Raw genomic sequence first — 24,977 nt, forward strand, 5'->3', positions numbered from 1 at the left:
GGTACACGAGGCCCTACCGGTGTATCCGCTCACCTTCTCCTGCGAACACGAAGCAGCGGGCGTATCAGCAACGGCAGTTCCTGCCCCAACGGGCAACACCCCCAAGCCAAGAGAAAGCGCACCGACCGCTGCCCAATTCCTGCCGCGAACCATAGCCGTTCCCCTACTTTCGAACTTCGAAGTCAACAGAGAGGTACCTGGCACCGCAACTCACTCGCGACGTAGTCAGCGCCCCCACCGCCTCCCAAGAGCCGTACTTCTTGAACGTGTAGGTGTTGTTTCCCGCGATACAGGTCGCCACCACTCGATATGTGGAGTACAGCGCTGACGGATCATCGTTCGCGTAGCAGTGGGCCACAGCCTCACCACTCACAATATCCGTGGTGCAGCGAATACCGGCAGAGGCCGTCGGAGCGGTCACCATGACCACTCCACCCGCCAAAACTCCGGACACCAGAACAGAACTTGCAGCCCTGCGGAGATTCATTCATCCCCCCCCTCATAGCCGATGAGACTCTCCCTCGGCAGCATCATGAACGTACCGAAGAGGGTCATCGACAGTAATGGACTAGACCAGATTTGACCGAAAATCGAGATCTCGAATAAATACAAGACGACATGGAGCAATCAACCTGGATCCGCCTCGCGGTGATTGGTCCCCGGGGATCCCCGACATAGAAGAGGTGCCCGCTGACCTGGGACGATGGGAGTTCTTCAGGCTTCCATCAGCACCAGCCAGCAAGGCACCTCGCAAGTGAAATCCTCCCGCACGGCCGCGGTGACGTTCGCGGCGGCCGATGACTCGAATCCGATCCTGCACGGCGGGCCGATCGCCGGGGTGCGGCCGGCCGAGAGGGCGCGGTCTGCCCGGCCTGGTCCGCGACAGGGAGGGAGCCGCTTTCGGCCAGCCCCGGCAGCGCGGCCTGCACTTCCAGATCGTCACCGCCTCCACACCCATCGCCACGCCGGTCATCGTGGCCTCGCGGCTGCGCAAGGGCTCGGCCGACTCCGGCAAGGGCTCCGCCCATCCGATCGCCGAGGCCGTGAACACGCTCCGGGCCACATGGGCACGAGGGGCCAGATCATCGCGCCCGGCGGCTCCGCTTTCTGCTCGCACAAGACCGTGCCACCTGCCGCCATCTGGGCATGCGTTTCTCCTTCGCGATCGCCCAGCGCGAGAAGGTCCGCAAGCGCGTCGCCGCCATCGACGAGGCCGCGTGGACGGCGATCAAGCACACGGACGCGGTGTTGGACGCCGACGAGCAGCGGTGTGTCTCGGGCGCCGAGGTCACCGAGACCGCATACACCGCCTTCGCCGACTAGCCGAAGAAGCACCACGTCGCGGCCCGACTCCTGGTCCGCCGCGTCAAACGCCTCGGCCAGGCTCATACCCCCGACGGGCAGGGTGAGTTGTTCGCGACTCACCGCTTCCATGCGATGTTCACCGACACCACGCTCGGCCTGGTGGAGACCGAGGCCACCCACCGCCGGCACTCGATCGTCGAGCAGGCCTCGCCGACCTGGAGGACTCCACCCTCGATCACCTGCCGTCGGGGAAGTTCACCGCGAACGCCGCCTGGCTCACCCTCGCCGTCCTGGCCCACAACCTCACTCACGCGCTCGGCGCCCTGGCCTCCACCTTCCACGCGAAGGCCCGCACCGGCACCGTCCGCCGCCACCTGATCGGCGTCCCCGCCCACCTCGCCACGAGTGCACGCACCCTGACCTGGCACTTCCCCGTCCGATGGCCCTGGCTGCGGGCGCTAGAGAACCTGCGGACGGGCGTCGACCACCGCCCGCCCACGACCCGAAGGACTTCGGAGAACCCGCCACCGGACCGGCCATCCGGCATCCACCCCGGCCCGGAACCGGAGAACCACCCGAAAACCGATCAGCAAACCCGATCAGGATTCATACAGCGGACCCAGGCTCAGGCCGAATCCAGAATGACCCATTCCTTAACCAATCCGGCAAACACGAGAAAAACAGGATCGAATCCTCTCAGTATGTCGTGCTCTGGCAGCAACAGCGCGCTGACGCGCACGACCTCCCGCCGCAGGAGCGGGAGTTGCTGATGCTGCTCGGCATCAGCTGCACCGACGACACCGCCGCCCGTCGGCTGGGGTCTCGCTGTGCACCGCGCGCCGGATGAGTTCGAGCTCGTATCCCCGCTCGGGGCCCGCAGCCGCTTCGAGGCGGACGTCCGCGCGGCGAAGGAAGGCTGGTCGTGAACCATCACGAGAACACACCCGTGGTACGGGCGGGGGTTCCGAGAACGCGGACAGTCCCCTAGATTGCCTCGGCATCACAAGGTCATTGGCGCGTCGGACGGGATTGCCATGTCACAAGAGACACAAGGGAAACAATCGGTCATCACCCCGATCAGGGCGGTGATCGCGCTCTGCCTGCTCGCCCCGTTCGTGGCGATGCTCTGGGTCGGTTCCTACGCGAAGGTCGATCCCCTTCTCGCCGGCATCCCGTTCTTCTACTGGTACCAGATGCTGTGGGTGCTGATCGCGACCGCGCTCACCGTCGTCGCGTACAAGCTCTGGCAGCGCGACCAGCGCGCCCAGCGCGCCCGCCGCGTCCGTGAGGGTGGTGAGGAGCGATGAAGGACGTCAACGTCGTCGCGCTCAGCGTGTTCGTGTTCTTCTTCCTGGCCGTCACGGTCATGGGCTTCCTCGCCGCGAAGTGGCGGAAGGCGGAGAACGAGAACAGCCTCGACGAATGGGGCCTGGGCGGCCGCTCGTTCGGCACCTGGGTGACCTGGTTCCTGCTCGGCGGAGACCTCTACACCGCGTACACCTTCGTCGCCGTCCCGGCGGCCATCTACGCGGCGGGCGCGGCCGGCTTCTTCGCCGTCCCCTACACCATCCTGGTCTACCCGCTCATCTTCACCTTCCTGCCGCGCCTCTGGTCGGTGTCGCACAAGCACGGCTACGTCACCACCTCCGACTTCGTCCGCGGCCGCTTCGGCTCCAAGGGCCTCTCGCTCGCGGTGGCGGTCACCGGCATCCTCGCCACGATGCCGTACATCGCGCTCCAGCTCGTCGGCATCCAGGCCGTCCTGGACGTGATGGGCGTCGGCGGCGGCGAGAACACCCACTGGTTCGTCAAGGACCTGCCGCTGCTCATCGCCTTCGGCGTGCTCGCCGCGTACACCTACTCCTCGGGTCTGCGCGCCCCGGCGCTCATCGCCTTCGTCAAGGACACCCTGATCTACATCGTCATCGCGGTGGCGATCATCTACATCCCGATCAAGCTGGGCGGCTTCGGCGAGATCTTCGCCGCCGCCGACGAGAAGTTCACCACCGCCAAGGCCGGCGCCCTCGTGCCCGGCGAGGCCGGACAGTGGACGTACGCGACGCTCGCCCTCGGCTCCGCGCTCGCGCTCTTCATGTACCCGCACTCCATCACGGCGACGCTCTCGTCCAGGAGCCGCGAGGTCATCCGCCGCAACACCACCATCCTGCCGCTGTACTCGCTGATGCTGGGCCTGCTCGCGCTGCTCGGCTTCATGGCGATCGCCGCCGGGGTCAAGGTCCAGAACGGCCAGCTGGCCATCCCGCAGCTCTTCGAGGACATGTTCCCCTCCTGGTTCGCGGGCGTGGCCTTCGCCGCCATCGGCATCGGCGCGCTGGTGCCCGCCGCGATCATGTCGATCGCCGCGGCCAACCTCTTCACCCGGAACATCTACAAGGACTTCATCAAGCCCTCGGCCACCCCCGCGCAGGAGACCAAGGTCTCCAAGCTGGTGTCCCTCCTGGTGAAGGTCGGCGCCCTCGTCTTCGTCCTCACCATGGACAAGACCGTCGCCATCAACTTCCAGCTCCTCGGCGGCATCTGGATCCTCCAGACCTTCCCCGCCCTGGTCGGCGGCCTCTTCACCCGCTGGTTCCACCGCTGGGCGCTGCTCGCCGGCTGGGCCGTCGGCATGCTGTACGGCACCATCGCCGCGTACAACGTGTCGACGCCGAAGCAGAAGCACTTCGGCGGCTCCTCCGCCGAGATCCCCGGCATCGGCGAGATCGGCTACATCGGCCTCACCGCCTTCGTCCTCAACGTCCTCGTCACGGTCGTCCTCACCTTCGTCCTCAAGGCCGCCAAGGCCCCCGAGGGCGTCGACGAGACCTCCCCGTCGGACTACACGGCCGACGCCGGCGACTCCGGCGTCCGCACCGAGCTCCCCAAGGTCGGCGCCGGCCACTGAGCCGCCCCGCACCACCCCGCAGGCCGCCCGCCTCCCAGGCCGGGCGGCCTGCCGCGTCCCCACCCACCGAAAGGGCCCCATGCGACCGCGGACCACTCCCCCGCAGCTGCTCCTGCTCGCCGTCGGCCTCGCCGCGCTCGCCGGCTGCGGCACCGTGACGGCCACCGACCCGCCGGCCCCCGACCGCGCGGCCCTCGAAGCCCGCGCCCGGAACGCCCAGACCCGCCTCGAACACGTCTACGTCACCGAGGCCGAGGGCTACGCTCCGGCGCTCCAGTCCGCCGGGGTCGTCGGCGACGACGGCTTCCAGATCGTGTACGTGAACAAGGACGGCGGCAACGTCACGCTCAGCGCCGAACGGCGGCCGTTCCGCGCCGAGGAGTGCGCGGCCGGTCCCCCGGACGGCGACGGCTGCGAGGCCGAGGGCGACGGCTGGTACCGCCGCGACGGCGACCGGCACGCCTACCTGCGCAACGAGAACGGGCTGCGCGTCGAGGTCGCCGCCCCGCGCACCGTCCCCCGCGACCTGCTCAAGCAGGCCGCCGCCAAGGCCCACCGGGCCGACGACGCCGAACTCGACGCCGTCCTGCCCCGGGCCACCGGCCCGGGGGGAGCCGTCGAACGCGGCGACCTGCCGCCCGTCGGCGACGGGGCGCCCGACAACTCGGTGGGCGTCGGCGGCTGAGCGCGGCACACTGCGGGCATGGACTTCACGATCAGGGCCGTACGGCCGGAGGAGTACGAGGAGGTCGGCGAGCTCACCGCCCGCGCCTACCTCGACGACGGGCACCTCACCTTCGGCGAGGACGACGACTACCTCCCGGTGATGCGGGACGTCGCCCGGCGGGCCGCCGAGGCCGAGGTGCTGGTCGCCGTGGACGCCGAGGGGACCCTGCTGGGCGCGGTCACCTTCACCGTCGGCGGCGGCGAGTGGGCCGACATCGCCGGCCCCGACGAGGCCGAGTTCCGCCTCCTCGCCGTGACGCGCGCGGCGCGCGGCCGGGGCGTCGGAGAGGCGCTCGTACGGGCCTGCGTCGACCGGGCGCGGGCCCTCGACGGCTGCGTCCGGCTCGTCCTGTCCACCCAGGACCGGATGACGACCGCCCACCGCATCTACCGCCGCCTGGGCTTCGTCCGGGTCCCCGAGCGGGACTGGAGCCCGGTGCCGGACCTGTCGCCCCTCTGGGCGTTCTCCCTGGACACCTGAGCGACGGGACACAACATGTGGGGGGTGCCGAGATCGGCGCCCCCCACATGTATGCTCGTCCTCGCTGTCGCCGCAGGGGAATCCGGTGCGAATCCGGAACTGTCCCGCAACGGTGTACTTCGTGCGCTTTCGCACGGAGGGAGTCCGAAGACCTGCCGACGGTGCGCCCGGTCCGTCCGTTCCGGGTGCCGACGACGTCCGGGCCTCGCGGAATGGGCCGGTGGACGCGGGCGCCTCCGCGCGTACGGAGGCCTGCCCGCCCCGCTCCCCCGCCGTGGCCCCGGGCCGAGCGAGGGAGAGCCCCCACGTGACCATCGCGCCTGCGGGTCCGTCAGTTGCCGAGGCCGCCGCGACCGACGGCGACGGCCCCGGGACCGTACTGCTGCGGACCCTGACCGACCTCACCGCCGACCTCACCGACACCGACCCCGGCCGGGTCGCCGCCGCCGCGCTGCGCGGCCGGCACGCCGGGTCGGACGAGGCGGAGCTGCGCGAACTGGCCACCGAGGCCGCGGCCGGACTCATCTCCGAGGACCCCGCCTACTCCCGGCTCGCCGCCCGCCTGCTCACCCTCACGATCGCCGAGGAGGCCGTCTCCCAGGGCGCCGTCTCCTTCTCCGCCTCGGTCGCCACCGGCCACCGCGAGGGCCTGATCGCCGACCGCACCGCCGCCTTCACCGCCCTCCACGCCGACCGCCTGGACGGGCTGATCGACCCGGCCGCCGACGACCGCTTCGGCTACTTCGGCCTGCGGACCCTCTACTCGCGCTACCTGCTGCGCCACCCGATCACCCGCAAGGTCATCGAGACCCCGCAGCACTTCATGCTCCGGGTCGCCGCGGGCCTCGCCGAGGACGACAGCGCCCGCGCCCTGGACGAGGTGGCGGCGCTGTACGGCCTGATGAGCCGCCTCGACTACCTGCCGTCCTCCCCCACGCTCTTCAACTCCGGCACCCGCCACCCGCAGATGTCCTCCTGCTACCTCCTGGACTCCCCGCAGGACGAGCTGGACTCCATCTACGACCGCTACCACCAGGTCGCGCGCCTGTCGAAGCACGCCGGCGGCATCGGCCTGTCGTACTCCCGGATCCGCTCGCGCGGTTCGCTGATCCGCGGCACCAACGGCCACTCCAACGGCATCGTGCCTTTCCTGAAGACGCTGGACGCCTCGGTCGCCGCCGTGAACCAGGGCGGCCGCCGCAAGGGCGCCGCCGCCGTCTACCTGGAGACCTGGCACGCCGACATCGAGGAGTTCCTGGAGCTCCGCGACAACACCGGCGAGGACGCCCGCCGCACCCACAACCTGAACCTCGCCCACTGGATCCCGGACGAGTTCATGCGCCGGGTCAACGCGGACGCCGCGTGGTCGCTCTTCTCCCCCGCCGACGTGCCCGAGCTCGTCGACCTGTGGGGCGAGGAGTTCGACGCCGCCTACCGCGCCGCCGAGGCGAAGGGCCTGGCCCGCCGCACGATCCCGGCCCGCGACCTGTACGGCCGGATGATGCGGACCCTGGCCCAGACCGGCAACGGCTGGATGACCTTCAAGGACGCCTCGAACCGTACGGCCAACCAGACCGCCGAGCCCGGCACCGTCGTCCACTCCTCCAACCTCTGCACCGAGATCATCGAGGTCACGAACGACGGCGAGACGGCCGTCTGCAACCTCGGCTCGGTCAACCTCGGCGCGTTCGTCGCCGACGGCGACATCGACTGGGAGCGGTTGGACGAGACCGTCCGCACCGCCGTCACCTTCCTCGACCGGGTCGTCGACATCAACTTCTACCCGACCGAGCAGGCCGGGAACTCCAACGCCAGGTGGCGCCCGGTGGGCCTGGGCGCGATGGGCCTCCAGGACGTCTTCTTCAAGCTGCGGCTGCCCTTCGACTCGGCGGAGGCGCGCGCCCTGTCGACGAGGATCGCCGAGCGGATCATGCTCGCCGCGTACGAGGCCTCCGCCGACCTCGCCGAGCGCGGCGGCCCCCTCCCCGCCTGGGAGAAGACCCGCGCCGCCCGGGGCGTCCTGCACCCCGACCACTACGACGTCGAGCTGAACTGGCCGGAGCGCTGGACGGCCCTGCGCGAGCGCATCGCCGCCGTCGGCATGCGCAACAGCCTCCTCCTCGCCATCGCCCCGACGGCGACGATCGCCTCGATCGCCGGCGTCTACGAGTGCATCGAGCCGCAGGTCTCCAACCTCTTCAAGCGCGAGACGCTCTCCGGCGAGTTCCTCCAGGTCAACTCGTACCTCGTCGCCGAGCTCAAGGAGCTCGGCGTGTGGGACGCGCAGACCCGCGAGGCGCTGCGCGAGTCCAACGGCTCGGTGCAGGGCTTCTCCTGGGTGCCGGCCGAGGTCCGCGACCTGTACCGCACGGCGTGGGAGATCCCGCAGCGCGGCCTGATCGACATGGCGGCCGACCGCACGCCCTTCCTCGACCAGTCGCAGTCCCTGAACCTCTTCATGGAGACGCCGACCATCGGCAAGCTGTCGTCGATGTACGCGTACGCCTGGAAGCGCGGCCTGAAGACGACGTACTACCTGCGCTCGCGCCCGGCGACGAGGATCGCCCGCGCCGCCTCCGCGTCCGCCGCCGCCCCCATCCCCGTCCAGCAGGTCGCCGACCCCGACGCGGTCGCCTGCTCCCTGGAGAACCCCGAGTCCTGCGAGGCCTGCCAGTAATGACCACCCGTACGAACAACCTCCTGGACCCCGGCTTCGAGCTGACGCTCCGCCCCATGCGCTACCCGGACTTCTACGAGCGCTACCGGGACGCCATCAAGAACACCTGGACCGTGGAGGAGGTCGACCTCCACTCGGACGTCGCCGACCTCGCCAAGCTCACCCCGGGCGAGCAGCACATGATCGGCCGCCTCGTCGCGTTCTTCGCGACCGGCGACTCGATCGTCGCGAACAACCTGGTGCTGACGCTCTACAAGCACATCAACTCCCCGGAGGCCCGCCTCTACCTGAGCCGCCAGCTCTTCGAGGAGGCCGTCCACGTCCAGTTCTACCTGACCCTCCTGGACACCTACCTCCCCGACCCGGACGACCGCGCGGCGGCCTTCGCGGCCGTCGAGAACATCCCCTCCATCCGCGAGAAGGCGCAGTTCTGCTTCCGCTGGATGGACTCGGTGGAGAAGATCGACCGCCTGGAGACCCGGGCGGACCGCCGCCGCTTCCTCCTCAACCTGATCTGCTTCGCCGCCTGCATCGAGGGCCTCTTCTTCTACGGCGCCTTCGCCTACGTGTACTGGTTCCGCTCCCGCGGCCTCCTGCACGGCCTGGCGACGGGCACCAACTGGGTCTTCCGCGACGAGACCATGCACATGAACTTCGCCTTCGAGGTCGTGGACACGGTCCGCAAGGAGGAGCCGGAGCTCTTCGACGACGAGCTGCGGCAGCAGGTCACGGACATGCTGAAGGAGGCCGTCGAGGCGGAGCTCCAGTTCGGCCGCGACCTGTGCGGCGACGGCCTGCCCGGCATGAACACCGAGTCCATGCGCGAGTACCTCCAGTGCGTCGCCGACCAGCGCCTGGTCCGCCTCGGCTTCGCCCCGGTCTACGGCTCCGAGAACCCCTTCTCCTTCATGGAGCTCCAGGGCGTCCAGGAACTCACCAACTTCTTCGAGCGCCGCCCCTCCGCCTACCAGGTGGCGGTCGAGGGCACGGTCGACCTGGACGAGGACTTCTAGTCCGTCCGAATACGCCGAAGGGCCCCGCACTCCACGAGTGCGGGGCCCTTCGGCGTATCTGCGCGGGGTCAGTCGTTCGGGACGACCTCGTAGCGCGGGGTGCCCTCCTCCATCTGGCGGAGGGCGTCCTTGCGGTCGCGCTTGGAGAGCTTGTCGATGTAGAGGAAGCCGTAGAGGTGGTCCGTCTCGTGCTGGAGGCAGCGGGCGAAGTAGCCGGTGCCGCGGACCTTGATGGGGTTGCCGTGCAGGTCCTGGCCGTGGACCTCGGCGAAGTCGGGGCGGGCCAGCTCCGCGTAGGCGGTGGGGACCGAGAGGCAGCCCTCGTTGGAGTCGTCCAGGTGGCGGCGGTCGGCCGGCAGCTCCTGGAGCACCGGGTTGATCACGTGGCCGGTGTGGCGGACGCCCTCGTCGTCGGGGCAGTCGTAGACGAAGACCTTGAGGCCGACGCCGATCTGGTTGGCGGCGAGGCCGACGCCCTCGGCCGTCTTCTGGCTGGCGAACATGTCGTCGACCAGGGCGGCCAGTTCGGGGCCGAACTCGGTGACGTCCTTGCACTCGTGGTGCAGCACCGGGTTGCCGACGACCGTGATGGGACGGGAGGTGCCCCGCTCGCGGTGGGCGAGCTCACGCGCCTCGCACTCCTCCGTGTCCACGATGTAGCCGTCGTCGTCCAGGGCGTAGCCCGTGAAGATCTGCTCGCCCGACTCCTGCTGCGCCATGTGCCGCCGCGCCTTCCTGAAAACCCGAATCCGTCGGGGACAGCCTACGGGGCCGGGACGGAAGGCTCAGCAGACCTCTTCGAGATCGCGCCATTCCCGGCTGTCGGGGCTGTCGGCGACCCAGCCGTCGAGGAGGCCGCGGACCAGATCGGCCGGGGCGGCGATGCCGCACTCGCGCTCGGGCACCCACAGCTCGCCGGGCGAGCGGTGGCCGAGCGGGCCGGGGTGGCCGGGCTCGCTGTGGTCGTGCGGGTCGACGTGGTCGCCCTCGCCCTCGGCGCTGGGCATGGTCGACTCGGAGCAGGCGCGGCACAGGAGCCGTACCGACGAGGACCAGTCCTCGGCGGCGAAGCCCGCCTCGGCGGCGAGCTGCTCCAGGGCGTCCCGGTCGGCCTCGGTGGCGGCCTCCAGGAGGACGACCCAGGTGGGGACCGGGGAGGGCGCCCACAGCTCGATCTCGTCGAAGACGGGGTAGGAGGGGCCGGCGGTGGTGGTGCGCTCGCCGTTCGGGACGCCGTCGTGGAGGACGACCTCGCCCCAGCGGCGGCCGGAGGACGGCAGCGGGATGGAGAGGACCTCGATGCGGGCGGGGTCGAGCCGGCGGCCCCAGACGACCTCGGCCTCGCCCTCGGGCGAGAGCCGCACGGCGGCGCTGCCGAGCTCCATGCCGGCGGGCTCGCCGGTGGCGGAGGAGGCACCGGGGACCTTCAGGCCGTACGCCTGCCAGGCGCGGCGGGCCAGCGGCCAGTCCTGGAGGGCGGTGGCGGCGATGCCGACGTTCCACCAGTCGGGGGCGCCGGTCTCCTTGTCGAGCAGGGCGACGGCCCGCAGTCCCGCGGCGCGCGCCTGTTCCCAGTCGTGCCGGAACTTGTGCAGCAGCGCGAGGTTGAACCAGGACTCGGAGAGCCAGGGCTCCAGATCGGCCGCCCGGGTGAGCAGCGCGCCCGCGTCCTCGTACCGTCCGTCGCCGATCAGCGTGAACGCGCGGTCGGTGGCCTGCCGCCACGAGGCGGAGGGCCGATGCCGTACCTTCCCGAAGATCCTCACGATTCCCGCCTGCCGGTCGCTTCACCCTCTTGTTCGCATCCAACCATGCCGGGTCGGAGGCGCGCTCATTACCCATGGGTTACCCCGTGGGGACCGAGGTCACCCCAGGGGTCCCTTCGCGGGCGAGGACCCGGGCCAGGCCGGCGACGACCTCGGGGTGGTGGTCGCGGGCGGTGCCGAGCCTGAGGGTCTCCAGGGCTTCCAGGGCGGCGCCCGCGCCCGCTCCCGCGAGGTCGTCGTAGGCGTTGACGGTGCGGACGATCCGGGCCGGCAGCGGCTGGTCGCGGTACGGGTCGGCCTGCCGCTCGACGACGTGGGCGACGGCGTCGGGGACGCCGGTCATCCGGACCACCTCGCCGCCGAGCAGGGCGATCCGGCGCTGGTCCTCGGCGGGCAGGGGCGCGGTGGCGCCGCCGGGGACGGGGTCGACGAGGGAGAGCTGGCCGATGTCGTGCATGAGGGCGGCGTACTCCAGGACGGTCAGTTCGGTGCCGCCGAGGCCCAGCTCGCGGCCGACGGCGGTGGCGAGGGCGGCGACCCGGCGGGCGTGCCCCGGTGGGGTGCAGCCGGCGATCTCGGTCGCCCGGGCGAGGGAGGCGATGGTCTGCCGGTTGACGGTGCGGACGGCCGCGTACCGGCGGTACGAGACCTGGGTGAGCAGCAGCGGCACGGCGAGGACGGGCAGCGCCCAGAGTCCGGTGGCGGCGACGCCGAGGGCCATGACGACGCCGGTGGCGCAGACGGCGGAGCCGATGCCGAGGAGGGCGCGGAGTTCGTCGCGGAGGAGGGGGCCGTACGGGTAGGCGGTGCGGGCGCGGAGCAGCAGGGCGGCGAGGACGGCGTCGCAGAGGCCGGTGAGGACGAGGACGAGGAGGAGGAAGAGGACGTAGGGGGCGCCGGGAGCAGCCCACTTGTAGAGCGGCTGGAAGCAGAGGGCGGCGAAGCCGACGGTGAGGACCCGGCGGGCGAGGTGGTCGGGGTCGGGGCGCCGGTCGTCGCCCGGGGCCCGGCCGCGGGCGATGTGGGGGACGGTGCCGGCGAGGCCGGCGGCGGAGACGACGGCGGCGGTCTGGAGGACGCCGTGGGTGGTGGCGGTGCCGGCGTCGGCGCCGAGGAGGGCGTAGGCGAGGGCGGCGGCCGCGGCGAGCGGGGCGGGTTCCCTCCCCCGTGGCGCTTCGCGCACGGGAGGTGCCGCCGCTCCCGCGCGGGCGCCCCTGCGGGCCAGTTCGCCGAGGGCGATGAGGGTGCCGAAGGCGAGGGCGTTGCCGGGTTCGGCGAGGCCGTGCCGGAGGGTGGCGGCGAGGCCGGCCGCGCCGAGGAGGAGGGCGGCGGCGCGGACGGCGCCGACGGTGGCCGCGCCCGGTCTCATGCGGGCTCCTTCGGCTGGGGCGCGAGCGGTCCGGGGGTGCGGGGCGCGGGGACCTGCGTACCGGCTTCGTCGGCGGTGACGGCGATCCGCCAGCCCCAGCGGGCGAGGGCGCGGGCGAGGGCGGCGACCATCCGGGGGTCGAAGTGGCTGCCGGCGCACCGCTCCAGTTCGGCGAGGGCGGTGGCGACGGGCCGGGCGCGGCTGTAGGAGCGGGTGGAGGTCATGGCGTCGAAGGCGTCGGCGACGGCGACGACGCGGGCGCATTCGGGGATCTCCTCGCCGCGCAGTCCGTAGGGGTAGCCGGTGCCGTCGATCTTCTCGTGGTGGTGGAGGACGGCGGCGCGGGCCTCGTCGAGGAAGCCGATGCCGCGGACCATCTCGTGGCCGTATTCGGGGTGGAGTTCGATGGTCCGGCGCTCCTCGGGGGTGAGCGGGCCGTCCTTGCGCAGGATGCGGGTGGGGACGCCGAGTTTGCCGACGTCGTGGAGGATGCCGGCGAAGCGGACGGTGTCGAGCCGGTCGCCGTCCATGCCGAGCTCACGGGCGATCAGGACGGAGGCGTGGCCGACGCGTTCGCTGTGGCCGCGGGTGTAGCTGTCCTTGATGTCGACGGCCTGGACGAGGGCGCGGATGGTGGCCTGGTGGGCGGCGCGCTCGTGGTGGTACTGGGCGAAGACCCAGGAGGAGAGGTACATGGGCAGCAGGACGAGGAGGGCGGCGGCGGGGCCGTGGGGGCTGCGCCAGAGGACGGCCATCATGAGGCCGGCGAGGCCGTGGACGAGGTGGGGGGCGAGGGCGCGGCCGAGGAGTCCGCGCCAGGCGGCGCGGGGCGGGAGGCCGTCGGCGAGGGCGCGGATGGAGCCGTCGAGGGCGGTGAGGACGAGGCAGAAGCCGAGGGCGGCGGCGAGGGCGGGGAGCAGCGCGTGGGGTAAGGCGGCGGCGGGGGTGCCGAGGGCGGCGGCGGTGTGGGCGGCGGCCCAGACGGCGAGGGTGGTGGCGGCGGCGCGCCAGGTGCGGCGCCAGCGGGCGGGGGGTTCGTCGACGCGGGCGAGGAGGCCGCCGGGGAGGGCGGTGAGCGCGGCGGCGGCCGGGGGCAGCAGCAGGGCGGCGGCGAGGAGCACCGGGTAGAAGGAGCCGGTGCCCGTGGGGACGGAGCCGCCGGGAGAGCGGCCGAGGAGGCGGCAGCGGGCGGGCAGCTCGCCGAGCGCGTACAGGGCGGCGAGGAGGCCGGCGGTCGCCCAGGGGGTGGGCGACGGGGGGAGGAGCGCGGGCAGGGCGCACGCTCCGGCGCCGAGGGCGGCGCAGACGATGTACGCGCGGGCCGTTCGCGGGAGGGGCTTCACGACCGTCACGCGGTGCACGCTAGCGAGGACGGCGGCCGCTCAAGGCGGGCCGCCGTCGATTCCTACCATCGGGTGATACAAGCTGACGGATGCGCGGCGGAGGACCCGCACACCCGTCCGGTCACTCCTGGGTGGCCGGGGTCTGCGGCGTCTGCGCCTCGGGGGCGACCGCGTCCTGCTCGGGCACCAGGTACCCGGCGCGGATCAGGTCGATCCGGCCCATGACCTTGGCGCGGAGGTCGGTGGGGACCTCGTCGCTGCCGCAGCAGCGCTTGACGAGCTTCTTCACCGCCTGCTCCAGGCCGTACTTCTCCAGGCACGGGGAGCACTCCTCGAAGTGGACCTCGAACTTGGTGCACTCACCGTCGGGCATCTCTCTGTCGAGGAACTCGTAGAGATGGTCCAGGACTTCCGAGCAGTCCGTCTCGTGCGGGTCTCCGCAGCTCATGAGTCCGCGCCTTTCAGATCCTTGGACGACTCTCCGGCGCCGGCGGGGACGAGGCCGCGCTCGCGGGCGTAGTCCTCGAGCATGCCGCGGAGCTGGCGTCGGCCCCGGTGCAGGCGGGACATCACCGTACCGATGGGGGTCCCCATGATGTCGGCGATCTCCTTGTAGGCAAAGCCCTCGACATCGGCGAGGTAGACCGCGATGCGGAACTCCTCGGGGATCGCCTGGAGCGCGGCCTTCACGTCCGAGTCGGGGAGGTGGTCGAGGGCCTGCGACTCGGCGGAGCGCAGTCCGGTCGACATGTGCGACTCGGCGCGGGCGAGCTGCCAGTCCTCGATCTCCTCGGCGGCGCTGCGCTGGGGCTCGCGCTGCTTCTTGCGGTACGAGTTGATGAAGGTGTTGGTGAGGATGCGGTACAGCCACGCCTTGAGGTTGGTGCCCTCGCGGAACTGGTGGAAGGAGCCGTACGCCTTCGCGTAGGTCTCCTGCACCAGGTCCTCGGCGTCCGCGGGGTTGCGCGTCATCCGCAGCGCGGCGGAGTACATCTGGTCGAGGTAGCCGAGGGCGTCCCGCTCGAAGCGCGCGTTGCGCTCCTCGGTCGTCTCCTCGGGGCCGTCGTCGGTCCCTGTGTCGGTCCCAGTGACCGGACCCACCTCCTCCAGCGCGGTGACGGGGCCGGTGCCGGACCCGCTCGTTTCGGAGGATAGACGAGGAACGGCTCCGCCCGCCGCCCGAATAGGGGCGGCCTTGGGGGCGGGCAGCACGGTCCAGTCGAGCTCCGCGGACCTGGCCCGCTCCGGGCAGACGGTCGATCCCATGCGACGGACTCCCTCTCTCGCTTCTCACACCGACGCTCTCCACAACAGCGGCCCGGGCCCCGGCATTCCCGGGGCCGCGGTGGGGTTCAGCGCAGGGCGGCGAGCCAGTCGGCGACGGCTCCGACGATGTCCCGGACGGCCTCTTCCTGGTCGACGGGGGCGCGCTTGGGGACGGCGAAGCCGTGGTCGCCGTAGGGGATCCCGACGAGTTCGTACGCGCCTCCGGACGGGAACTCGGCGGGCTTGCCGAAGGGGTCGTTGCCGCCCTGGACGACGAGGGTGGGGAGGCCGGTGGAGAGGAGTTCGTCGGCGCGGGACTTCTCCGGCCTGCCCGGCGGGTGGAGCGGGAAGCTCAGGGCGAGGACGGCGGTGGCGCCGAGTTCGGCGCCGGTGCGGCAGGCGACCCGGGCGCCGGCGCTGCGGCCGCCCGCGACCACCGGGAGGCCGGGCTTCGCGAGGGCGGGCCAGAGTCCGCGCCAGCCGGTGTCGAGGGTCTTCGGCGCGGGCGCGACCTTCTTGCCGGCGACCCGCCAGGGCTGCTCGACGAGGGCGACGGTGACGCCGTGGGCGGGCAGGGCGGCGGCGAGGGCGGCGAGGTCGCGGGCCTCGATGCCGCCGCCGGCGCCGTGGCCGAGGGCGAGGACGCGGCGGGCCTCGCGGGCGGGGTGCCAGGTGATGCGGGCCTCACCGGCGTCGGTGGGCACGGTCTCGATCTTCGTCACGTCACCATCCTGCCGTCCCGACCGGTTCCGGAGGTCGTTCAGAAGAGCGTGCCGAGTTCCGGGCCCGCCAGCTCGGCGAGGAGTTCGGGTCCGTTGTTGCGGACGTTGCTGACGGCGGTGGCGACGGGGAAGGCCCGCATCAGGCCGCGCGGCGGCGGTGCGAGCAGGGCGCGCAGCTCGTCGAGGCCGGTGGTGGCCGGGTCCAGCCAGGCGTCCCAGCGGTCCTCGGTGAGCATCAGCGGCATCCGGGGGTGGATCTCGGCGAGCGAGCCGGGGCCCTCTGCGGGGGCCACGCCGAGCGGTGCGGTCTCCGCCTCGGTGGTGACCACCGAGCAGGTGGCCCACCAGGCGCCCGGGTGCTCGGGCGGCAGCGCGGGGTCGCGCCAGAACTCGTACAGGCCCGCCATGGCCATGACGGAGCCGTCGGCGGGGGTCACGAAGTACGGCTGCTTGCGGGGCCGCTTCTTCTTCCCCTCAACCTCAAGGTCGCGCTCGGCGGCGCCGGTCACCCACTCGTAATAGCCGTCGGCGGGCAGGATGCAGCGGCGGGACCGGAAGGCGCTCTTGAAGGAGGGCTTCTCGTGGAGGGTCTCGGCCCTGGCGTTGATCATCCGGGCCGCGCCCTCCGGCGACTTCGACCAGGACGGGACCAGTCCCCACTTCAGGGCGCGCAGCTGGCGAACCGGGCGCCGGCTCTGCGCGTCCTTCAGAGGGCGTTCGAGTACGACGTGGACCTCCTTGGTGGGGGCCACGTTCCAGTCCCGCTCCAGAGTCTCCGTCGGCTCCCACTTCTCGATCCCGAAGGTCTCGACGAGATCCTCGGGGCGCCGGCCGGCCGCAAATCGTCCGCACATGCGTGCCACACTGCCACGATCCCCGAGCCCGAGAGGAGCGGACCGAAGGATGGACCTCTTCAGCCCGCAGGCCGCCCCGCCCGAGTGGCTGGTGATCGCCACCGGTGTCGCCGCGCTCGCCGTCACCGTGCCCCGCCGGGTCTGGCTGCTCGCGCGGAACGCGATCACCATCGCCCACGAGGGCGGCCACGCCCTGGTCGCGCTCGCCTGCCGCCGCCGGCTGCAGGCGATCCGGCTGCACTCGGACACCAGCGGCCTCACCGTCACCCGGGGCCGCCCGACCGGCCTCGGCGTCGTCCTCACCCTGGCGGCCGGCTACCCGGCGGCCCCGCTGCTCGGCCTCGGCGGGGCGGCGCTGCTCGGCGCGGGCCTGGTCGCCGTGCTGCTGTGGGCGGCGACCGGCCTGCTCCTCGCGGTGCTGGTCATGGTCCGCAACGCGTACGGGATCCTCACCGTCGTCCTCACCGGCGGGCTCTTCGTCCTGGTGTCCTGGCTGGCGGCGCCGGAGGTGCAGGCCGCCTTCGCGTACGCGGTGGTGTGGTTCCTGCTCCTGGGCGGGGTGCGGCCGTCCTTCGAGCTCCACTCCACGCGCCGGCGCGGCGGGGCCGCCACCTCGGACCCGGACCAGCTCTCGCGGCTCACCCATGTGCCCGCCGGGGTGTGGCTGGCCTTCTTCCACGTGGTGTCCCTCAGCTGCCTGATCGGCGGCGCCACTTGGCTTCTCGGTCTCTGACACCCCCGTACAGTGAGGGCATGACCGCAGCTTCCCCCGCACACCCCGATTCGTCGCACTCCGCAGCCCAGGACCTGTGGCCCGCCCCCTATGCGAGCGGCCCCGTCGACGCGACCGTGACCGTGCCCGGCTCGAAGTCGGTCACCAACCGCGCCCTGGTGCTCGCCGCGCTCGCCGCCGAGCCCGGCTGGGTGCGCCGCCCGCTGCGCTCCCGCGACACCCTCCTGATGGCCGAGGGGCTGCGCACCCTGGGCGTGAAGATCGACGAAGGGGTGGGCCCGGACGGCTCCGGCGAGGCCTGGCGGATCATCCCCGCCCCGCTGCGCGGCCCCGCGACGGTCGACGTCGGCAACGCGGGCACGGTCATGCGCTTCCTGCCGCCGGTCGCCGCGCTCGCCGACGGCCCGGTCCGCTTCGACGGCGACCCCCGCTCCCACGAGCGCCCGCTGCACGGGGTGATCGACGCGCTGCGCGCGCTCGGCGCCCGGCTCGACGACGAGGGCCGCGGCGCCCTCCCGATGACCGTGCACGGCACCGGTGGCCTGGAGGGCGGGGTCGTGGAGATCGACGCCTCCTCGTCGTCCCAGTTCGTCAGCGCGCTGCTGCTCTCCGGCGCCCGCTTCAACCAGGGCGTCGAGGTCCGGCACGTCGGCGGCCGGCTGCCGTCGATGCCGCACATCCGGATGACGGTCGACATGCTCCGCGCGGTGGGCGCGCAGGTCGACGAGCCGGAGCACGGCGGCGCCCCGGACGTGTGGCGGGTGGCCCCGTCGGCGCTGCGCGGCCGTGACCTGGTCATCGAGCCGGACCTGTCGAACGCGCAGCCGTTCCTGGCGGCGGCGCTGATCACCGGCGGCCGGGTGACCGTCCCCGACTGGCCGGCCCGCACCACCCAGCCCGGCGACCAGCTGCGCCGGATCTTCACCGAGATGGGCGGCGCCTGCGAGCTCACAAGTGCGGGGCTCTCCTTCACCGGCACGGGCCGGCTCCACGGCATCGACGTGGACCTGGGCGAGGTCGGCGAGCTGACCCCCGGCATCGCGGCCGTCGCCGCCCTCGCGGACTCCCCTTCGACCCTGCGCGGGGTGGCGCACCTGCGGCTCCACGAGACCGACCGGCTCGCGGCGCTCACCCGGGAGATCAACGGCCTCGGCGGCGACGTCACGGAGACCGAGGACGGCCTCCACATCCGCCCGCGCCCGCTCCACGGCGGCGTCTTCCACACGTACCACGACCACCGGATGGCGACCGCGGGCGCGATCATCGGCCTCGCCGTGAAGGGCGTGGAGATCGAGGACGTGGCGACGACGGCCAAGACCTTGCCGGACTTCCCGGGGATGTGGACCGAAATGCTCGGAGCCTGAACGATGCGGCGCTACGGCAAGCACACCGACGAGGACGACATCCGCCAGCGGCCCAACCGCAAGGGCACCCGGCCGCGGACCTCCATCCGTCCCAAGCACGAGGACGCCGTCGAGGGCATGGTGCTCACCGTGGACCGGGGCCGGCTGACCTGTCTGGTCGAGGACCGGACCGTGATGGCGATGAAGGCCCGCGAGCTGGGCCGCAAGGCGGCGGTCGTCGGCGACCGGGTCTCCCTGGTGGGCGACCTGACCGGCGAGAAGGACACCCTGGCCCGGATCGTGCGGATCGGGGCGCGTGACTCGGTGCTGCGCCGCACGGCCGACGACGACGACCCGTACGAGCGGGTGGTCGTCGCCAACGCCGACCAGCTCGCCATCGTCACCGCGCTCGCCGACCCCGAGCCGCGCCCCCGGCTGATCGACCGCTGCCTGGTGGCGGCGTACGACGGCGGTCTCGAACCCTTCCTGGTGATGACGAAGTCGGACCTGGCGCCCCCGGAGAAGCTGCTTGAGCTCTACGGCGACCTGGACATCCCGCACGTGGTGGTGAACCGCGAGGAGCTGTACGACGGCGGCGCCGCGGACCGGGTGCGCGAGCACCTGGGCGGGCGGGTCACCGCCTTCGTCGGCCACTCCGGCGTCGGCAAGACGACGCTGGTGAACGCGCTGGTGCCGCTCGACAAGCGCCGGATGACCGGGCACGTGAACGCGGTGACCGGTCGCGGCCGGCACACCACCACCTCGGCGCTCGCGCTGCCCCTGGACGCCGCCGAGGGCTGGGTCATCGACACCCCGGGCGTGCGCTCCTTCGGCCTGCACCACGTCGATCCGGCCCGGGTCATCCACGCCTTCCCCGACCTGGAGCCCGGTACGGAGGAGTGCCCGCGCGCGTGCAGCCACGACGAGCCGGAGTGCGCCCTGGACGCCTGGGTGGCGGAGGGGCACGCGGATCCGGCGCGGCTCTTCTCGCTGCGGCGGCTGCTCGCCACCCGGGAGCGCCGCGAGGGCGACTGACCGCTCCCCGCCGGTGTTTACGCCCGCCCCCATGCCGGTATGGACATAACCGCACAAGTGCGAGGAATCCGACCGGGCGGGAGGCGGGAACGATGGCGTGGCTGCTGGTGGTGGTCGCAGGGATCCTGGAGACGGGGTTCGCGGTCTGCCTGAAGCTCTCCCACGGATTCACCCGGCTCTGGCCGACGATCGCCTTCGCCTGCTTCGCCCTCGGCAGCTTCGGACTGCTGACCCTCGCCCTGCGCAAGCTCGACGTGGGACCCGCGTACGCGGTGTGGACGGGGATCGGGGCGGCCGGCACCGCGATCTACGGCATGGTCTTCCTCGGCGACGTGGTCTCCACGCTCAAGATCGTCTCGATCACGCTGGTCATCGCCGGGGTCATCGGCCTCCAGCTGTCCGGCTCCGCGCACTGACCCTCCGGAGGCAGCGCCGGGGCCACCACATGGCTGACGGCGAGCCGCAGGGCCAGCTCGCAGCCGGCCGCCCACCGCTCCCCCGCGCACAGCGCCGTCGTGGCGAGCAGTTCCCCCGGCGCCGGCGGCCCGGCGTCGGCCCTGCGCTGCGCCGGTACGGGGGCGGGGCGCGCTCCCGGGCGGGCCGGACGGGGCCGGGGCAGGCCCTCGGTCCAGGCGCCGGTGAGCAGAGCGCGCAGTATCGGCCGGTCTCCTGCCCGGGCGACGGTCCACTCGGCGACGGCCGCGAGGGCCCGCGGGGGCGGCTCCGGGGCCGCGAGGAGGCGGCGTACGCCGTCGAGGTAGGCGTCGGCCTCGTGCCGGACGAGGGCGCGGGCCAGCCCCTCCTTGCTGCCGAACTCGTTGTAGAGGGTCTGCCGGGAGACCCGGGCGGCGACGGCGAGGTCGGCCATCCGGACGGCGGACCAGGGGTGCCGGGCCAGGGCGGCGAGAGCGGCGTCGAGGAGGGCCTCGCGGGCGGTCGGCATGGGCGCCTCCGGGCCGGGACGGTGGCCCCTCAGCGTCGGCAGGCGGTACCGGCGCTGTCAAGGGACCGGAGGGCCCGCACGGCCGTGCGAGACGGTCCGACGGGCGGCGTCCGGGCGGCGCTAGAGTGCCGGACATGGCCGATTACCACGATGACCTGCGTCTTGCCCATGCCCTCGCGGATGCCGCCGACGCGGCCACCACGGCCCGCTTCCGGGCCCTCGACCTCAAGGTCGAGACGAAGCCCGACATGACCCCGGTGAGCGAGGCGGACCGGGCCGCGGAGGAGCTGATCCGCGCCGGGCTGCAGAAGGAGCGGCCCGGGGACGCGATCCTGGGCGAGGAGTACGGCGTCGAGGGCACCGGCCCGCGCCGCTGGGTGATCGACCCGATCGACGGCACCAAGAACTACGTGCGCGGGGTGCCGGTCTGGGCGACCCTGATCGCGCTGATGGAGGAGGGCGAGTCCGGCTTCGAGCCGGTGGTCGGCGTGGTGTCGGCGCCCGCGCTCGGCCGCCGCTGGTGGGCGGCGAAGGGCCTGGGCGCCTTCACGGGCACCGGCCCGGAGTCGGGGACCCGGATCGGGGTGTCGCAGGTGGCCTCGCTGGCCGACGCCTCGTTCGCGTACTCCTCGCTGAGCGGCTGGGAGGAGCGCGGGAGGCTGGACGCCTTCCTGGACCTCACGCGCGCGTGCTGGCGGACCCGGGCCTACGGCGACTTCTGGCCGTACATGATGGTGGCCGAGGGCACGGTGGACCTGTGCGCGGAGCCGGAGCTGTCGCTGTGGGACATGGCGGCGGTGGCGATCGTGGTGCAGGAGGCCGGCGGCTCGTACACCGGCCTGGACGGCACGCCCGGCCCGCACAGCGGGAACGCGGCGGCCTCCAACGGTCTGCTGCACGAGGAGCTGCTGGGCCGGCTGGGGTCTGCGGGGACGCCCGGCGTCTGAACGCGCCTCCGTCCGCCCCGGGGGACGCCTTGCGCGCCCCCTTGCCGGACCCCTCTCCCGGTGCAACTCTGGAGCCCCCACTTGTGCATTTGTGAACCGTCCTGAGGGGCGGTTCGCCGAGGAGGTGGCTCCATCCATGCTCGTCCGTGACGCCATGAGCACGGTGGTCCTCACCATCGGACCCGCCCACACACTCCGGCAGGCCGCCCGGCTGATGTCGGCCCGCCGGGTCGGCGCGGCCGTCGTCCTCGACGGCGACGCCGGGCTCGGCATCCTGACCGAGCGCGACATCCTCAACTCGCTCGGCCGGGGCGAGGACCCCGACCGGGAGCCGGCCGGCTCCCACACCACCCACGAGGTGGTCTTCGCCGCCCCCGGCTGGACCCTCCAGGAGGCGGCCGAGGCGATGACCCGAGGCGGCTTCCGCCACCTCGTGGTCCTCGACGACCTGGGACCGGTGGGCATGGTCTCGGTCCGCGACATCATCCGCTGCTGGCTGCCGGCCCACAGCGTGGCCGACTGAAATTCCCCCCGCTGTTACCCTGACCTTCATGAGCGACCTGTTGGAACGACTGCGCGGACGCGGCTGGCGGATGACCGCGCAGCGCCGTGTCGTCGCCGAGGTCCTCGACGGCGACCACGTGCATCTCACCGCCGACGAGGTGCACGCCCGCGCCGTCGGGCGCCTGCCCGAGATCTCCCGTGCCACCGTCTACAACACGCTGGGCGAGATGGTGACGCTCGGTGAGGTCATCGAGGTCGCCACCGACGGCCGTGCCAAGCGGTACGACCCCAACGCCCACCGGCCGCACCAGCACCTGGTCTGCGCCGGCTGCGGCGCGATCCGGGACGTCCACCCGGCGGGCGACCCGCTGAAGGACCTGCCGGACGCGGAGCGCTTCGGCTTCACGATCTCGAACGTCGAGGTCACCTACCGCGGCCTCTGCCCGAACTGCGCGGCGGCCTAGCCCGTCCGCCGAAGAAGGGGCGCCCCACTCGGGGCGCCCCTTCTTCGCGTACGCGCATCCGCCCGCGGAAACGCCGAAGGCCCGGATCGTACGCATACGATCCGGGCCTTCGGGCTACTGAGTAGCGGGGACAGGATTTGAACCTGCGACCTCTGGGTTATGAGCCCAGCGAGCTACCGAGCTGCTCCACCCCGCGTCGGTGAACACCACCTTACGGGACTCCCGTGACAGGAGCAAATCGCTTCTAGGCCGTGAGCTCCTGGTGCAGCGCCTCGCTGAGCCGCGCCGCCCGCTCGGCGACCTCGGCCGGACCGAGCTCCACGGCGCGGGCGCACCACTTGCGGCCCTCGGACAGCTCGCCCCGGCGGGCGGCGAGCAGCGCGAGGCGGAGCGCGGCGCGGCCGTGCCCGGCCCGGGCGGCCCGGGTCCACCAGAGGGCGGCCTCGCGCTCGCTGCCCTCGCGGGCGAGGAGCAGTCCGAGGTTGAAGGCGCCGTTGCGGCTGCCGGCCTCGGCGGCCTCCCGGTACCAGCGGGCGGCCCCGGTGAGGTCGCCCCGGCCGGCGGCGAGCATGCCGACCCGGACCTGGGCGCGCCGGTGGCCCTGCTGGGCGGCCCGCTCGTACCACTCCTCGCACTCGGTCTTCTGGTCCACGGGCGCGCCGAGGACCACCGGACCGGGCTCGGGGCGGCGGGCGTCGAGGAGGGTGGCGAGCCGGAAGGCGGCCTCGGCGCTGCCACCGCCCGCCGCGCAGCGCAGATGGCGCTCGGCGGTCCGCTCGTCGCCGTCGCGCAGGGCGGCGATGCCGACCTGGAGGGCGGCCTCGGTGTGCCCGGCGGCGGCGGCCCGCTCGTACCAGGCGAGCGCGGAGCGGTCCTCGTCGCGGCCGGCGTGGATGATGCCGAGGTTGAAGGCGGCGTCCACGGAGCCGGCCTCGGCGGCCTTGGAGAACCACGGCTCGGCGCCGCCCGCGTCCCCGGCCTGGAGGAGAAGCACGGCGAGCGCGTTGGCGGCCTCGCGGTGGCCGGCGTAGGCGGCGCGGCGGTACCACTGCTCGGCCTGCGGGAGGCGGTCCTGGGCGGCGCAGAGCAGGCCGAGGTTGTAGGCGCCGTTGACGTCCCCGGCGTCCATGGCGGCGCGGTACCAGCGCTCGGCGGTCTGCTGCTCGCCGCGGGCGGCGTGCAGGGCTCCGAGGGCGTTGGCGGCGTTGCCGTCGCCGTCCTGGGCGGCGCGCAGCCACCAGACGGCGGCGGACTCCTCGTCGCCGGCGTCGCGCAGCAGGAAGCCGAGGGCGCAGGCGGCCTTGGCCTCGCCCTCCTTGGCGGAGCTGAGGTACCAGCGGCCGGCCTCCTTCAGCTCGCCGCGCTGTTCCAGGATGGCTCCGAGGTGCAGCGCGGCCCGCCGGTGTCCCCGGGCGGCCGCCTGCCGGAACCACTGCTCGGCCTCGCCGAGCGGCCCGGCGCCGCCGTTCTCGCCGGTCCCGCCGGTCCGGGCCGGGACGGGGACGGGGGCGGACGGCCGGTCGTCGCCGGTGGGCGCGGGGTCGGCCGCGCGCAGGCGGCCGGCCGTGTCGTACGGGCGGCGCGCGGGGCCCGCGTCGGTGGGGCCGTACGTGTGCGGGCCGCGGAGGGTCTCGGTGGCGCGCCGCTCCAGGGCGAGGGCGAGGCGGTACGCGGCCTCGCGGTGGCCCTGCTCGGCGGCGGCGCGCAGCCAGCGCTCGGCGCCGACGTCGCTGCGGTGCTCCAGGAGCTCGGCGAGGGCGTAGGCGCCCAGGGCGTGGCCCTGTTCGGCGGCCTGGCGGAGCCAGTACTCGGCGGCGGGCTCGTCGCCGCGCTCGCGGTGGTGGCGGCCCAGGGCGTGCGCGGCCGGCGCGGAGCCGGCGACGGCGGCGACCCGCCACCAGCCGGCGGCCTCGTCGGGGTAGCCGCGCTGGTGGAGGAGGACGCCGAGGTTGTTGGCGGCGGCCCGGTCGCCGTCGGCGGTGGCGCCGCGCAGGAAGGGCTCGGCGCCGTCGAGGTCGCCGCGGCGGAGCAGGAGGGCGCCGAGGGCGCTCATGGCGTCGGTGTCACCGCGCTCGGCGGCCCTGCGGTGCCGGCCCTCGGTCTCGGCCTCGGTCTCGGCCTCGGTGTCCGGTCCGGCGTCCGGGACGGCCCCGGCTCGGGAGGTGGTGTCGACGAGCGCATCGACGGCCGGCACGGCCTCGATGATCTCGTCCGCGGCATTTCTGGCGTGCCGCTGCACAAACCGCCCTGTCTCCAACAGAGTTGCCCTGTCCCCCATAAATACCATCGTCGCACCACCCGCAACCCGCGCACACCCGGTATACCGCAGCCCGTGAGGTCACCTCAGCGTTTTGTCGACATGCCCACAGAGAGACAAGTCAAACACGTCACGCCTCAACTCGCCCCTTCCGTACCGCTCTTCGGGGCCCTCCGTCACCCCGACACGCGACGAGGGCCCGGATCCTTATGGATCCGAGCCCTCGTGTCAGTAGCGGGGACAGGATTTGAACCTGCGACCTCTGGGTTATGAGCCCAGCGAGCTACCGAGCTGCTCCACCCCGCGTCGGTGAAGTAACACTAT

At 72.8% G+C, this 24,977-nt stretch carries 24 protein-coding genes, 2 tRNA genes and 1 riboswitch; of the genes, 14 read left to right on the top strand and 12 right to left on the bottom strand.

The window, feature by feature from the left end; all coding sequences use genetic code 11:
• The first annotated feature begins 1,146 nt into the window (after positions 1–1,146).
• From HHL19_RS07820 to HHL19_RS07855, 7 genes are all read left to right on the top strand, one after another.
• On the top strand, positions 1,147–1,323 hold the full coding sequence (locus HHL19_RS07820) for a hypothetical protein (protein WP_169086991.1): 177 nt from the start codon (positions 1,147–1,149) through the stop codon (positions 1,321–1,323).
• Positions 1,324–2,339: 1,016 nt separating this feature from the next.
• Positions 2,340–2,612: a DUF3311 domain-containing protein gene (locus tag HHL19_RS07830; protein ID WP_169086993.1), complete on the top strand. Its 273-nt coding sequence runs from the start codon at positions 2,340–2,342 to the stop codon at positions 2,610–2,612.
• A complete protein-coding gene (locus tag HHL19_RS07835) occupies positions 2,609–4,210 on the top strand; it encodes a sodium:solute symporter family protein (RefSeq protein ID WP_169086995.1) in 1,602 nt (533 codons plus the stop codon). The genes HHL19_RS07830 and HHL19_RS07835 overlap by 4 nt, the downstream gene beginning before the upstream one ends.
• Before the next feature lie 79 nt (positions 4,211–4,289).
• Positions 4,290–4,895: a hypothetical protein gene (locus HHL19_RS07840; RefSeq protein ID WP_169086997.1), complete on the top strand. Its 606-nt coding sequence runs from the start codon at positions 4,290–4,292 to the stop codon at positions 4,893–4,895.
• A gap of 18 nt (positions 4,896–4,913) precedes the next feature.
• Positions 4,914–5,417, top strand: coding sequence for a GNAT family N-acetyltransferase (locus HHL19_RS07845; RefSeq protein WP_169086999.1), 504 nt, complete (start codon positions 4,914–4,916; stop codon positions 5,415–5,417).
• A gap of 76 nt (positions 5,418–5,493) precedes the next feature.
• Positions 5,494–5,570, top strand: a riboswitch (cobalamin riboswitch).
• Positions 5,571–5,724: 154 nt separating this feature from the next.
• Entirely contained in the window at positions 5,725–8,094 is a 2,370-nt protein-coding gene (locus tag HHL19_RS07850; RefSeq protein WP_169087001.1) for a ribonucleoside-diphosphate reductase subunit alpha, read from the top strand.
• Positions 8,094–9,107, top strand: coding sequence for a ribonucleotide-diphosphate reductase subunit beta (locus HHL19_RS07855; RefSeq protein WP_169087003.1), 1,014 nt, complete (start codon positions 8,094–8,096; stop codon positions 9,105–9,107). Before HHL19_RS07850 ends, HHL19_RS07855 begins: the two co-directional genes overlap by 1 nt.
• A gap of 68 nt (positions 9,108–9,175) precedes the next feature.
• Here HHL19_RS07855 and def read toward each other — a convergent pair whose 3' ends face one another.
• The 8 genes from def to HHL19_RS07895 all read right to left on the bottom strand — a co-directional run bounded on the left by def (position 9,176) and on the right by HHL19_RS07895 (position 16,427).
• Positions 9,176–9,826, bottom strand: a complete 651-nt coding sequence (gene def, locus HHL19_RS07860; protein ID WP_169087005.1) for a peptide deformylase — start codon at positions 9,824–9,826, stop codon at positions 9,176–9,178.
• Between the two features lie 66 nt (positions 9,827–9,892).
• Positions 9,893–10,873 (bottom strand): hypothetical protein, encoded by a 981-nt coding sequence (locus HHL19_RS07865; protein WP_031013187.1) that lies wholly within the window; start codon positions 10,871–10,873, stop codon positions 9,893–9,895.
• Between the two features lie 79 nt (positions 10,874–10,952).
• Positions 10,953–12,242 (bottom strand): HD domain-containing protein, encoded by a 1,290-nt coding sequence (locus HHL19_RS07870; protein WP_169087007.1) that lies wholly within the window; start codon positions 12,240–12,242, stop codon positions 10,953–10,955.
• Positions 12,239–13,585: an HD-GYP domain-containing protein gene (locus HHL19_RS07875; protein WP_169087595.1), complete on the bottom strand. Its 1,347-nt coding sequence runs from the start codon at positions 13,583–13,585 to the stop codon at positions 12,239–12,241. The genes HHL19_RS07870 and HHL19_RS07875 overlap by 4 nt, the downstream gene beginning before the upstream one ends.
• Before the next feature lie 121 nt (positions 13,586–13,706).
• Positions 13,707–14,033 carry a mycothiol system anti-sigma-R factor gene (rsrA, locus tag HHL19_RS07880; RefSeq protein ID WP_169087009.1) on the bottom strand — a complete coding sequence of 109 codons (327 nt, stop codon included), beginning with the start codon at positions 14,031–14,033 and terminating at the stop codon, positions 13,707–13,709.
• On the bottom strand, positions 14,030–14,686 hold the full coding sequence (locus HHL19_RS07885; RefSeq protein ID WP_189946678.1) for a sigma-70 family RNA polymerase sigma factor: 657 nt from the start codon (positions 14,684–14,686) through the stop codon (positions 14,030–14,032). The genes rsrA and HHL19_RS07885 overlap by 4 nt, the downstream gene beginning before the upstream one ends.
• Positions 14,687–14,937: 251 nt before the next feature.
• Positions 14,938–15,573, bottom strand: coding sequence for an alpha/beta family hydrolase (locus HHL19_RS07890; protein ID WP_169087011.1), 636 nt, complete (start codon positions 15,571–15,573; stop codon positions 14,938–14,940).
• 38 nt (positions 15,574–15,611) lie between these two features.
• Complete coding sequence (locus HHL19_RS07895) at positions 15,612–16,427, bottom strand: SOS response-associated peptidase (protein WP_169087013.1); 816 nt, start codon at positions 16,425–16,427, stop codon at positions 15,612–15,614.
• A 49-nt stretch (positions 16,428–16,476) separates the two neighbouring features.
• On the opposite strand from HHL19_RS07895, the gene HHL19_RS07900 reads away from it, so the two are divergent.
• The 4 genes from HHL19_RS07900 to HHL19_RS07915 all read left to right on the top strand — a co-directional run bounded on the left by HHL19_RS07900 (position 16,477) and on the right by HHL19_RS07915 (position 19,954).
• Positions 16,477–17,160, top strand: coding sequence for a M50 family metallopeptidase (locus tag HHL19_RS07900; protein WP_169087015.1), 684 nt, complete (start codon positions 16,477–16,479; stop codon positions 17,158–17,160).
• A 20-nt stretch (positions 17,161–17,180) separates the two neighbouring features.
• Complete coding sequence (gene aroA / locus HHL19_RS07905; RefSeq protein ID WP_169087017.1) at positions 17,181–18,524, top strand: 3-phosphoshikimate 1-carboxyvinyltransferase; 1,344 nt, start codon at positions 17,181–17,183, stop codon at positions 18,522–18,524.
• Positions 18,525–18,527: 3 nt separating this feature from the next.
• The gene (gene rsgA / locus HHL19_RS07910) at positions 18,528–19,538 is read left to right on the top strand and encodes a ribosome small subunit-dependent GTPase A (protein ID WP_169087026.1); all 1,011 of its coding nucleotides are present in this window, start codon (positions 18,528–18,530) and stop codon (positions 19,536–19,538) included.
• Between the two features lie 92 nt (positions 19,539–19,630).
• Positions 19,631–19,954: a multidrug efflux SMR transporter gene (locus tag HHL19_RS07915; RefSeq protein ID WP_169087028.1), complete on the top strand. Its 324-nt coding sequence runs from the start codon at positions 19,631–19,633 to the stop codon at positions 19,952–19,954.
• Here HHL19_RS07915 and HHL19_RS07920 read toward each other — a convergent pair.
• Complete coding sequence (locus tag HHL19_RS07920; RefSeq protein ID WP_169087030.1) at positions 19,846–20,481, bottom strand: TetR/AcrR family transcriptional regulator; 636 nt, start codon at positions 20,479–20,481, stop codon at positions 19,846–19,848. The genes HHL19_RS07915 and HHL19_RS07920 overlap by 109 nt on opposite strands.
• A 134-nt stretch (positions 20,482–20,615) precedes the next feature.
• Here HHL19_RS07920 and hisN point away from each other — a divergent pair, with 134 nt between their 5' ends.
• The 3 genes from hisN (at position 20,616) to HHL19_RS07935 (ending at position 22,396) form a co-directional block, all read left to right on the top strand.
• Positions 20,616–21,428 carry a histidinol-phosphatase gene (hisN, locus tag HHL19_RS07925; RefSeq protein ID WP_169087032.1) on the top strand — a complete coding sequence of 271 codons (813 nt, stop codon included), beginning with the start codon at positions 20,616–20,618 and terminating at the stop codon, positions 21,426–21,428.
• A 136-nt stretch (positions 21,429–21,564) separates the two neighbouring features.
• On the top strand, positions 21,565–21,951 hold the full coding sequence (locus HHL19_RS07930) for a CBS domain-containing protein (RefSeq protein WP_169087041.1): 387 nt from the start codon (positions 21,565–21,567) through the stop codon (positions 21,949–21,951).
• Positions 21,952–21,979: 28 nt separating this feature from the next.
• Positions 21,980–22,396, top strand: coding sequence for a Fur family transcriptional regulator (locus tag HHL19_RS07935; RefSeq protein WP_169087043.1), 417 nt, complete (start codon positions 21,980–21,982; stop codon positions 22,394–22,396).
• A 122-nt stretch (positions 22,397–22,518) separates the two neighbouring features.
• On the opposite strand, the gene HHL19_RS07940 is transcribed toward HHL19_RS07935, so the two are convergent.
• The 3 genes from HHL19_RS07940 to HHL19_RS07950 all read right to left on the bottom strand — a co-directional run bounded on the left by HHL19_RS07940 (position 22,519) and on the right by HHL19_RS07950 (position 24,959).
• A tRNA-Met gene (locus HHL19_RS07940) sits at positions 22,519–22,592 on the bottom strand.
• 48 nt (positions 22,593–22,640) lie between these two features.
• Positions 22,641–24,683 carry an SEL1-like repeat protein gene (locus HHL19_RS07945; protein ID WP_169087045.1) on the bottom strand — a complete coding sequence of 681 codons (2,043 nt, stop codon included), beginning with the start codon at positions 24,681–24,683 and terminating at the stop codon, positions 22,641–22,643.
• 202 nt (positions 24,684–24,885) lie between these two features.
• Positions 24,886–24,959: transfer RNA gene (locus HHL19_RS07950), tRNA-Met, on the bottom strand.
• Between the last annotated feature and the right edge of the window lie 18 nt (positions 24,960–24,977).

Source organism: Streptomyces sp. R302 (assembly GCF_012927245.1).
Classification (GTDB): Bacteria; Actinomycetota; Actinomycetes; order Streptomycetales; family Streptomycetaceae; genus Streptomyces.